Genomic DNA, 10,375 nt, shown 5'->3' with positions numbered 1-10,375 from the left:
GAAGAAGCAATATTGTTTGCAATCATCCATTTTTTCATTTGTGCCACGCAGTCAAATTCTGCTTCCCAAGTCAAACGTTCTGCATTTTTGTATCGCTCGTGTGATCCAGAAGTAGAGTGCCCTTGTGGTTGTGTTAATTCGTTTACGTGAATTAAAACAGGCACATGTTCTGTTCTAGCAACTTCCGCTGCTTTTTGATAGGTGTCAACTAAAGCTGGATAATCCCAACCTCTAACCCGGAAAATTTCGTATCCATTACTTTCTTCGTCACGTTGTAAACCTTTTAATATTTCGGATATGTTTTCTTTTGTAGTTTGGTATTTGGCGTGAACTGAAATTCCGTATTCGTCATCCCAAACACTCATTACCATTGGCACTTGTAATACACCTGCAGCATTTATGGTTTCAAAAAACAAACCTTCTGAAGTAGAAGCGTTTCCAATTGTTCCCCAAGCCACTTCATTTCCTTGTACCGAAAAATTATTTTTAGTAGGAATTTCGGCTACATTTCTGTATATTTTTGATGCCTGTGCCAAACCTAATAATCGAGGCATTTGCCCAGCAGTAGGAGAGATATCGGCACTTGAATTTTTTTGTTGCGTTAAGTTTTTCCAATTTCCGTTTTCGTCTAAGGAATGCGTAGCAAAATGCCCACCCATTTGACGACCGGCACTCATTGGGTCAAAATTAACATCTGCATGCCCATATAATCCTGCAAAAAACTGAACGATTGATAATTCGCCAATAGCCATCATAAACGTTTGGTCACGGTAATATCCTGAACGAAAATCACCGTTTTGAAATGCTTTTGCTAAGGCCAATTGTGGCACTTCTTTTCCATCTCCAAAAATACCAAACTTAGCTTTTCCAGTTAGTACTTCTTTTCGTCCCAAAAGACTGCATTCACGACTAACGGAAGCGATTTTGAAATCATATAAAACTTCTTTTTTGAAATCTTTGAAAGATAATACTTCTGCAGTTTTAGTTTTGCTCATAATATTGTATTGCTATGTTACAAATTTAAACAAAAAAACGAAACATATAAGCGTAGTAGATATTTTTATGAATAATGAATAAAAATATTCATGTTTGGTTGTAAAAAACGTATTTTTATTTCGAAATAATAACTATTGCTTACGAATAATGCATATAAATTACAAAGTAAGAAACTAGATTTTGTATAAAAATTAAATAAATTAAAACCATCTTCTTGTAAACAAAGAGGTTAATGTTTTTGGACTTAAAGTAACAATAAATCGAATGCGTTCTCCATAATTTTTATCGTTAAGTTCAAAGCCGTTTGAGGAATAAATAGGTAAATATAATTCAAAATAGTCTTGAACTAAATTCAGACGCAACCCACTATCGTAAATATATTGGGGTTTGTATCCTTCGTTTTTAAATGTTCCGACGTCACCGTACATTTCAATCCAATCGTAAATTGTAAAACCTGCATTTATTGCAAAAATGTATTGGTTGGCATAACGAGTAGTGAATTTAGATTTAAAAGCGCCTTCTGCATTTACAAATTGCCGACTAAATAAGCCCGTGCTTTCACTACGTCCAATTAAGGCATAATCAAATAAATAATCAGAAGGCCTATCAATTCCAAAGCTAAAAAAATCGTTAGAGGTATCATTGTGTGTAAAAACACCAGCGAACGCTCTTAAATTAAGAAAACGGTTGTTCTCAAAAAGTTTTCGGTATTGCATTTGCCCAGATATTTTTCCAAAACGATTTGAAAGTTGAAAATCAGTTCCGTAGGAAAATTGTTCTATTAATTCGCTATTGGCATAACCGTAACGCAAGTTAAAAACCGAGTAATTTTCTGAATTTTTAGTAATAACTACGTTCGATTTTTCTCTGTTTACATAAACATTTCGTATCAAAAAGCCTTCTCCTTCATTTTTTCTGAAATTTGGATTTCTGAATCTGAAATTTACACTTGGTGTAATTTTAGTATAAAAGGCATCTGGTGCATAATGCAACCGGGTTCCAGAAATAGCATATCTGGTACTGAAATGATTGCTGTTTCGTTCTAGATTGTTAAAAATAAACCCAGCACTTCCTGCAAGTGTTGCTGTTTTTGTAGAATAATTTGGCGTAATATCGTAAATAAATGGTCTATCAATAATTGATTTATTATTGAATTTCATGCCCAGTAACAAACCATCATATAGGTTAAATTCCGTTGTTGGAACAAAAAACACTTGGTTGTATTTTGGGTTTTCAATGTCTTTAAAAAATGTAAATCTAATTTTCCGATTTCCAAAAAACCTATTTTGTAATTTGTAGGAATTGTTATTGTTATTTAATTCCGGAATTTCATAAGTATCGTTTAAAATTAATTTGGTGATACTGTCGTTTTTAATTGAAAATTTAAATGTTTCTGAATGATTTTCTATCCAATTTTTACTAACTAATTTATTTTTATGATATCCTGAAATAGAAATAGGCACTTTGGCATCACCTACATTTTTTATCATTACTTCTATCGAATCTTTCACCTTTTTGGCGTGAATAATTTTGTAATCAATTTTATTTCTGGAATAAATTAATTCATTAAAAAACCAATTTAAATCTTTTTTTGAATTTACTTCTAATATCGACTTAAAATCTTGATTATTAGTATGTTTGAATTTATTTAATTCTATATATTGTTTAATTGAATTTTCTACATAATTTTCTCCTAAATAAGCATTCAAATAATGAAGCGAAAGTCCGGATTTGAATTTTCCTGCTATTTTTTCATTGAATTTTATTTGTGTGTTTTTATCTGTTCCAACGGCTTGATCAATATTTTTTCTGGCCATTAATAGATAATTATATATGAACTGTTCGGTAAAATTCATAGAAATTATCTTGTAATTTTTTAGAATTTTAAATCGAGAAAGTTTTCCAAAAGCTTTAATTTCTGGATAATAATCATCTATATATTTTTTTAAATAATAATGCTGAATTCCTTCTAAAATCCAATGGTCTTTTCTGAAATTAATTTTCAAATTAGCCATTAAATAATTGTTTATATAGGTTTTTAAAAATTTTAATTCAAACACAAAATCGTCATTAAATGGAGAAATAAACGAGGGCAATTCATTTAATCCATAAAACGCTTCTCTGTCATAATCTTCTTGCGAAACCATGATTTTATTTTGTTGCGATATGCCTAAATTTTCACCAACATAATTAGCGATTTTATTAACGATTAGCTTTTTTTGAACAGTATTCAAATCTACAGATTTTAGATTGCTGATAATAGTAGTTTCTTTATTTTCAAATGTTTCGTAACTGTTTATATTTTCTAAAACAATTACAAAATTGGTTCTCCAATTACCAGTTAATTTCGATGAATTTTGAGTAGTATTTTCAACCTCTAAATCAGAATTTAGTAAAAAGTTATCATGCTGCATTTGAATGGTATAACTCGCTATTTCTGAAGTTAAATCATCACTATTTTCTTCGCTTTGATGTTCGGTATGAAAACTAGATAGCGTTAAAAAACAATTTCTCAAATACAGTTTGCTTTTAGAATAACCAAATTTTGTGAATTTAGAATTGGGTAATGTTATTTCATAATTTATTTTAATAATTGTTAATTCTCCAATAGCTAATGGTTTTTCCAGAGAAATGATAACAATATCGATTTGATTTGGTTTTCTGAAATATAATAAAGACTTTTTATTAGCATCTGTAGCCGCAATTATATTTGTTTCACCACGTTCTGTATTGCTTGAAAGGTGATAGCTTCTATTGAATTCATCTGAAAACTTTTTAGCTAATGCTGAGTTTTTACTAGAAAATGCATGATTCCAATCGTTTAAGGCAATTTCTGTAAGCACAGTATTTGACGTATTTTTAACTGTAATTTCTTCGAAAACAGCAATTTTCTTTCCGTTTTCAAGGAGTTTTGCATTTATATTAATCTCATTTTGGGAGAAGGATTGTAGCGCAAATAAAATAAATAATACGATTCTTATTTTTGTCATCTTTTATATAAAGTAGTCAATATTACTAAAAAAAAGGAAATAAACATAAGAAAATACCTTAATTATGACTAATTTTGTTTAACTTTTCAAATGAAAATAAAATGAAAATAAAACTATTTTTATTATTTCTGATTTCCAATGTTACTTTTTCACAGGTCGTAATTAATGAAATAGATCCTGATACTCCTTCCACAGATCAAAAAGAATTTATTGAATTAAAATCTACTACCGCTAATTTTTCATTAAATGGTTATGTATTGGTATTTTTTAATGCTACTAGTACTAGTCCGTTTCCCGGAACATTAAGTTATAATGCGATAGATTTAGATGGTTATTCAACAGATGTTAATGGTATTTTTTTAATAGGTAATGTTTTACTTTCTCCTACGCCAGCATTATCAATGTTGGATACAACATTGCAAAATGGTCCTGATGCTATTGCACTTTATCAAGCAAATGACACCAATTTTCCTTTAAATACCCCTGCAACAACAACTGGTTTGGTGCATGCCATTGCCTATTCTAATAATGGCAATACACAACCAACCGCATTAATGAATATTTTAGATCTAACGGTTTGTGTAAATGAAAATGCGACTTCAAATGCCGCCAATCATTCGATTCAAAGAAAAGTTGATGGTACTTATGAAGTAAAAGCCCCAACTCCAGGAATGAATAACGACGGTTCTGGGATTCTTTTAAATTACATGACTACTACTTTTAATGCAAATTCCTATACGGAAGGTCAAACTGTTACTGTGACATTTACAACTGCTTCGCCTGTTACTTCAACTACTACTTTTTATATTTCTTTAAACAATGGAAATTTTAATACAGCTGATTACACTTTTGACACAAATAATTCTGTAACCATTCCATCGGGTGCTACTACAGTTATAAAAACAATTACTTTACTCGACGACACTTTAGAAGAAGGTGACGAAGAATTGGTTCTTTTTATTTCTGGTATACCAATAAATGTAGTTTCAAGTAATAATTCGATTGTTAGACGCGTTGCAGATACAGATTTTCAAATATTAAATTTTGGTACGCCTTTGGCGCCTACATACAACATGGTTTCGAGTACAGCGCCAGTGGGATATTACGTTTCGTTAGAAGGACTTTCTGGAGCAGCATTAAAACAAGCAGTTCAAAATATAATTGCCAATCCTTCCGAAGTCAGATTACATAGTTATGCAGATATTTGGGAAATACTAAAAACTTCCGATCAAAATCCGTTAAATAGTGGGCAAATTTGGGAAATTTATTTAGAACAACCTATGTCTAAAATCGACCAACAATTGGGATCAAGTAGTTTAGGGAAATGGAACAGAGAACATATTTTTTGCCAATCGAGAGGCGGTTTTGTGGTTGCCGATATTGATTTGGCAGATGGAATAGGGATGTGGACAACTACGAGTGCTGCTGCTACTGTAGATGGTGTTTCAGACGCGCATCATATTAGAGCGGTCAATGGGCAAGAAAATTCATCAAGAAATAATAAAAATTATGGAAATGTAAATACGGCTACAGTATATGCTGGAGCTACTGGTTCTCAGGGTTCCTGGCGTGGTGATGTAGCAAGAGCTTGTTTTTACATGGCCGTTCGATTTATCGGTTTAAATGTAGTAAATGGCGACCCAAGTGAAAACAATGGTACAAACCCTTCAGGAAATATAGGTGATTTAGCTACTTTATTAAGTTGGACTGCCTCGGATCCTAGAGACGATTTTGAAATGAATAGAAACAATTATATTCAAACGTGGCAACATAACAGAAATCCATTTATTGATCATCCATTATTGGCGAATTATATTTTTGGTTCGCAATTCGGAAGCCCGTGGTTTGCGGCTTTGGCTTCTAATAGTTTTGAAACAATAGATGTAAAAGTATATCCCAATCCTGCTACTGATCATATTTTTGTTTCCGGTATTTCGAGTCTTTCTAAGGTGGAAATTTTCTCTTTATTAGGAGCGAAAGTTTTTGAAAAAACAACTAATGAAGACCAAATTATTCCAATCCATTTTGAAAAGGGCATGTATTTTGTTAAAATTACTTCTGATGAAAAACAAATCGTAAAAAAAATAATAGTGAAATAACGTAAAATTGTTTCATTATCAATATTTTTGTAAAAATAACAACTCAATATAATTTATAAAATGAAAGTAACAATAGTAGGAGCAGGAAATGTAGGTGCATCATGTGCAGACGTAATTTCGTACAGAGGAATTGCAAGTGAAGTTGTATTATTAGACATTAAAGAAGGATTTGCAGAAGGAAAAGCAATGGACATCATGCAGTGTGCTACAACTACAGGATTCAATACACAAGTTTCCGGAGTAACAAATGATTATTCTAAAACAGCTAATTCAGATGTAGTCGTAATTACTTCTGGAATACCAAGAAAACCAGGCATGACTCGTGAAGAATTAATTGGTATCAACGCTGGAATTGTAAAATCTGTAGCAGAAAACATTTTAAAATTTTCTCCAAATACCATTATCGTGGTAGTATCTAATCCTATGGATACTATGACGTATTTAACTTTAAAAGCTACAGGTTTACCAAAAAACAGAATTATTGGTATGGGTGGCGCTTTAGATAGCTCTCGTTTCAAATATTATTTATCAAAAGCATTAAACAAACCGGCTAACGACGTACAAGGAATGGTTATTGGTGGTCATGGTGATACAACAATGATTCCTTTAACGCGTTTGGCTTCTTATAATGGAGCGCCTGTTGCTAATTATTTGTCTCAAGAAGCATTGGATAAAGTAGCGGCTGATACTATGATTGGTGGTGCCACTTTAACAGGTTTATTAGGTACTTCTGCTTGGTATGCGCCAGGAGCTTCTGTAGCGTATTTAGTAGATTCTATCTTAAATAATCAAAATAAAATGATTGCTTGTTCTGTTTTATTAGAAGGTGAATACGGACAAACCGATATTTGTTTAGGTGTACCGTGTATTATTGGTAAAAACGGAATTGAAGAAATTGTTGATGTACAATTAAACGACGCGGAAAAAGCAACTTTTGCAAAATCGGCAGAAGCGGTAAGAGCTATGAATGGCGACTTAAAAGCGGTTTTATCATAAACACTTTTTAACTATATATAAAGCCTGTAGGAATTTCTTACAGGCTTTTTTTGTTTTGAATGCGTACGCAGAATTGCCGGATTTTCATTGCCTTCTTTGCGAAAAACTTTGCGTACTTTGCGGTTAAATATTTGAAACTCTTTTCTCTTTATAATACGCTTTTGTAGCAATACAAAGTCTCGTACAGATTAAACCGTTAGTTTCTTTACAATTTCTGCAACTGGTAAAATAGCGTTAGTGTCTTCAATACTAGGTCCTGCCACCCAAACGGTTTTATAGGTTACTTCTGTAGCGGCTTTTTCGGTGGCTTTCATTCCAATATAAAAACGAATCATTTTCACCCATTTTTTCAAGCTTTTGTTTTTGTTTAAAACTTGTTCTAACCAAGTGGTTTTGGTACCTACTTTTTGAACATATGGCGTGTTTATTACGGAACAAGGTGTACCTGAAATGCGTTCGGTCATTACAATGTCTTTTGCACCATAGTCTATACAAGCTTGTTTGTATTCTTGCGAAACGCCAGCTTCTATAGAGGCAATAAATGGACTTCCAACAGAAACCCCAATCGCTCCATAAGATAGCATTTTGTCTATATCCGATTTTTTACTTACACCACCAGCAGAAATTACGGGTAGGGAAGTGTGTTCATTTAATTGTTTGATTAATTCTTCAGGGGAAATGTCACCTCTGTGTCCGCCTGCTTCATTATTTACAGCTACTAATGCATCTGCTCCTAAACTTTCCACTTTTTTTGCAAAACTTAAATCGGTTACATCGCAAAAAACTTTAATACCTTCTTTATGAGCTGCTTTTATGGTTTCTTCTGGTGAACCTAAAGACGTTAATATAAAGTCGACTTTCTCTTCACATAAAATGCGTAATTGTTCTTTATATTTAATGTTGGATTTATTCACAATTAAATTGAAACCAAAGCTCCCACCTTCCACTTTTGCATTTCTCAATTCGATGATGGCACTTCGTAATTCTTCTAACGTTCTGTAGTTTAATGCTGGAATACAACCTGCCACACCACTTTTCATGCCTTCAATAACCATTTTTGTATTGGATACCAAAAACATAGGTGCCATAATGATGGGATATTTTATATTTAAAATTTTGGTTAATTGAGGTTTTGACATGATTGTAAAGTTTATTCAAATTTACTAATTGGCGTGTATATAAAAAAGTTAGGTACTGAGAAACATTTTAATTTATATAAAGTATTATTTCTTCGGATCGTATCGGCGCGTAGTAGTGTTAAATTTATACTTGTTAGTTTGTGTTTTAGTAGATAAATGTACTTCAAAATCTTTCGTTAAGGTGAATTCAAATCCTTCTTTTCTTGTTTTGTCTACCGTTTGAGAGGCGGTTTTATTTTTATCTAAAAATCGGATTTCATTAATTTGACTTATTGTTTGAATATTTCCTAAAATTTTTAATTTGGTGGTGGATAGTTCCCAGATTTCGTTAGAAGTAATCACGGCATTTTCCTTTTTTAGTTTGGTTTCGGTTATGATGTTTTCAGTATAACTAAAGTGATATAGTTTAATATCAGCAATGGTAAACACTTTAATTTTAAAATTTGTGGGCTGTTGTGCTTTGTCTTTTGTGGTAATCTCTTTTAAAATAATGGTTTCTTTTTTTCCATTATTTTCAAGTACTATGGCTAATTTTTGTTTGCCACCATCGGTAACAATTTCTGCTTTTAAATTTTCAAAAGTGGCCAAAGTATTTGAAGTAGCTGCAACAGGTGTTTTTGCTTTTTGAGCCAAACTAACAGTAGTAATTAGTAGTATTAAGGTAAAAAGTATCTTTTTCATTTAGAAAATTTTAAGATTTTGGTGTTACCAAAGTACAAAATAAATTTCATAAAAAAAACCGCCAAGAAATTTCTTGGCGGTTTTAATTTATATTTTAAAAAGAATTAGTCTTTTTGAGATTGAACAGCTAAATTATAAATAACTAAACCAAATCCAATTTTGTTGATAGCATCTGCAATGTTGTATGCAATATCAATATTTCCTGAAGGAATCATTGAATTGTACCATCCTGTTGTTCCCATCATGTATCCTAAAGGATAGATAGCCCAACCTACTAATACGAACCAGCATAAGATTTTGTGAGCAGCTAAAACGTTTCCGCCAGCAGCTTTTGCTAATTTAGAAGCAGATCCTAACCAAATTTCGTAAACAATTACAAAATAAGCTAATCCTGAAATACCACCCCATAAAGCAGCTTGATCTTTGTAAACTGTTTCACCTAAGTATCCAGTTACTAACATAACTACAGATAAAGTGATCATTTTCCATAACAAATCTGTTTTTGCACCAGCAACTTTTAAGATTAGGAAAAACTCAACACACATTAACGGCACTGTTAAAACCCAGTCAACGTATCTGAAAAATGTTGGAGATTGTCCAACTTCAGCCCAATATTCTTTCATGTAGAAATAGTGAACTGCTGCAATAAATGTTATTAATCCAGAAACCAGTACAGATGTACGCCATTTTTTATCAAATTGATTTAATGATAAAAAGAAAAAAGCAGAAGCTGCCATCATTGCCATACATCCAACAAAGAATGTAAAGCCTACGTAATCATTTGGTAACATTTCTTTCATTAATAATAAATTTTTCATAATTTTTTGTTTTTAGTTAATAATAAATGTTAATTTGTTTTATCAAAGTTAAAATAATAATTTTAAATAAACAAATATCTTGTTTATTAATTTTAAATAAAGAGTGAACAAAATGAATTTATTAAGTAAATTTTCTATAATTATTAGTTTTTTTAGCCTGTGGTTATGTTCGTTTGTTTCAGCCGAAAATCAATTATTTATTGGGTTTGCTTTCATTTTAAGTTTTGGAATTTTGCATGGATCGAATGATATTTTTGTTTTAAAAAAAATTTTGTTAAAAAATGAAAATTTTTCTTTTTTAAAGATTTTATTACTTTATGTGTTATTTATTTTGTGTTGTATTTTATTATTTTATTATTTACCAATTATAATATTGGTATTATTTATACTATTTAGTGGTTATCATTTTGGAGAACAGCAACTTATATATTTAAATAATAAAACGGAAGCATCAAGTAGCTTGTTTTTACAATCATTTCAAACATTATACGGGCTGTTAATTTTATTCTTATTATTTGAATTTCATAATAATGAAGTGATTTTGGTAATTTCAGATATTTCAAAATTTAAACTTAATCCACTAGTGATAACTTGCGGTTTATTAATAATAGTAATTTTGTTCCTTGTTTTTTCTGTACAAATTTTAAAGACAAATA

Annotated in this window: 8 protein-coding genes; 3 read left to right on the top strand and 5 right to left on the bottom strand. The window is 31.2% G+C overall.

The genetic code is table 11. The features are described 5' to 3' along the window. A partial coding sequence (locus ACIQ2I_RS05600; RefSeq protein WP_396181452.1) for a thiamine pyrophosphate-dependent dehydrogenase E1 component subunit alpha occupies positions 1-995 on the bottom strand: 995 nt, incomplete at its 3' end. 201 nt (positions 996-1,196) lie between these two features. After that, the gene (locus tag ACIQ2I_RS05595; RefSeq protein WP_396181451.1) at positions 1,197-3,986 is read right to left on the bottom strand and encodes an aminopeptidase; all 2,790 of its coding nucleotides are present in this window, start codon (positions 3,984-3,986) and stop codon (positions 1,197-1,199) included. A gap of 101 nt (positions 3,987-4,087) precedes the next feature. Between ACIQ2I_RS05595 and ACIQ2I_RS05590 the strand changes: the two genes are divergently transcribed. Both ACIQ2I_RS05590 and ACIQ2I_RS05585 read left to right on the top strand, forming a co-directional pair. Next, positions 4,088-6,085: an endonuclease gene (locus ACIQ2I_RS05590; RefSeq protein ID WP_396181450.1), complete on the top strand. Its 1,998-nt coding sequence runs from the start codon at positions 4,088-4,090 to the stop codon at positions 6,083-6,085. A 60-nt stretch (positions 6,086-6,145) separates the two neighbouring features. After that, positions 6,146-7,081, top strand: a complete 936-nt coding sequence (locus ACIQ2I_RS05585) for a malate dehydrogenase (RefSeq protein WP_396181449.1) — start codon at positions 6,146-6,148, stop codon at positions 7,079-7,081. Between the two features lie 188 nt (positions 7,082-7,269). Here ACIQ2I_RS05585 and ACIQ2I_RS05580 read toward each other — a convergent pair whose 3' ends face one another. From ACIQ2I_RS05580 to ACIQ2I_RS05570, 3 genes are all read right to left on the bottom strand, one after another. Continuing rightward, positions 7,270-8,220, bottom strand: coding sequence for an NAD(P)H-dependent flavin oxidoreductase (locus ACIQ2I_RS05580; RefSeq protein ID WP_396181448.1), 951 nt, complete (start codon positions 8,218-8,220; stop codon positions 7,270-7,272). An 84-nt stretch (positions 8,221-8,304) separates the two neighbouring features. Then, entirely contained in the window at positions 8,305-8,901 is a 597-nt protein-coding gene (locus ACIQ2I_RS05575) for a hypothetical protein (protein WP_396181447.1), read from the bottom strand. A 104-nt stretch (positions 8,902-9,005) separates the two neighbouring features. Then, positions 9,006-9,719, bottom strand: a complete 714-nt coding sequence (locus ACIQ2I_RS05570) for a bacteriorhodopsin-like (protein WP_396181446.1) — start codon at positions 9,717-9,719, stop codon at positions 9,006-9,008. 112 nt (positions 9,720-9,831) lie between these two features. Between ACIQ2I_RS05570 and ACIQ2I_RS05565 the strand changes: the two genes are divergently transcribed. Next, the coding region (locus ACIQ2I_RS05565; protein ID WP_396181445.1) for a Brp/Blh family beta-carotene 15,15'-dioxygenase at positions 9,832-10,375 on the top strand (544 nt) is incomplete at its 3' end.

The organism is Flavobacterium sp. (assembly GCF_044368995.1).
Lineage (GTDB): Bacteria > Bacteroidota > Bacteroidia > Flavobacteriales > Flavobacteriaceae > Flavobacterium.
The sequence above is the reverse complement of the archived record's forward strand: the minus strand, read 5'-3'. Positions and strand labels throughout refer to the sequence as shown.

What these genes read in the sequence shown, in the direction of transcription:
- ACIQ2I_RS05595 (WP_396181451.1), bottom strand. Translation starts at nt 3,986, where the DNA reads ATGACAAAAATAAGAATCGTATTATTTATTTTATTTGCGCTACAATCC.
- ACIQ2I_RS05590 (WP_396181450.1), top strand. Translation starts at nt 4,088, where the DNA reads ATGAAAATAAAACTATTTTTATTATTTCTGATTTCCAATGTTACTTTT.
- ACIQ2I_RS05585 (WP_396181449.1), top strand. Translation starts at nt 6,146, where the DNA reads ATGAAAGTAACAATAGTAGGAGCAGGAAATGTAGGTGCATCATGTGCA.
- ACIQ2I_RS05580 (WP_396181448.1), bottom strand. Translation starts at nt 8,220, where the DNA reads ATGTCAAAACCTCAATTAACCAAAATTTTAAATATAAAATATCCCATC.
- ACIQ2I_RS05575 (WP_396181447.1), bottom strand. Translation starts at nt 8,901, where the DNA reads ATGAAAAAGATACTTTTTACCTTAATACTACTAATTACTACTGTTAGT.
- ACIQ2I_RS05570 (WP_396181446.1), bottom strand. Translation starts at nt 9,719, where the DNA reads ATGAAAAATTTATTATTAATGAAAGAAATGTTACCAAATGATTACGTA.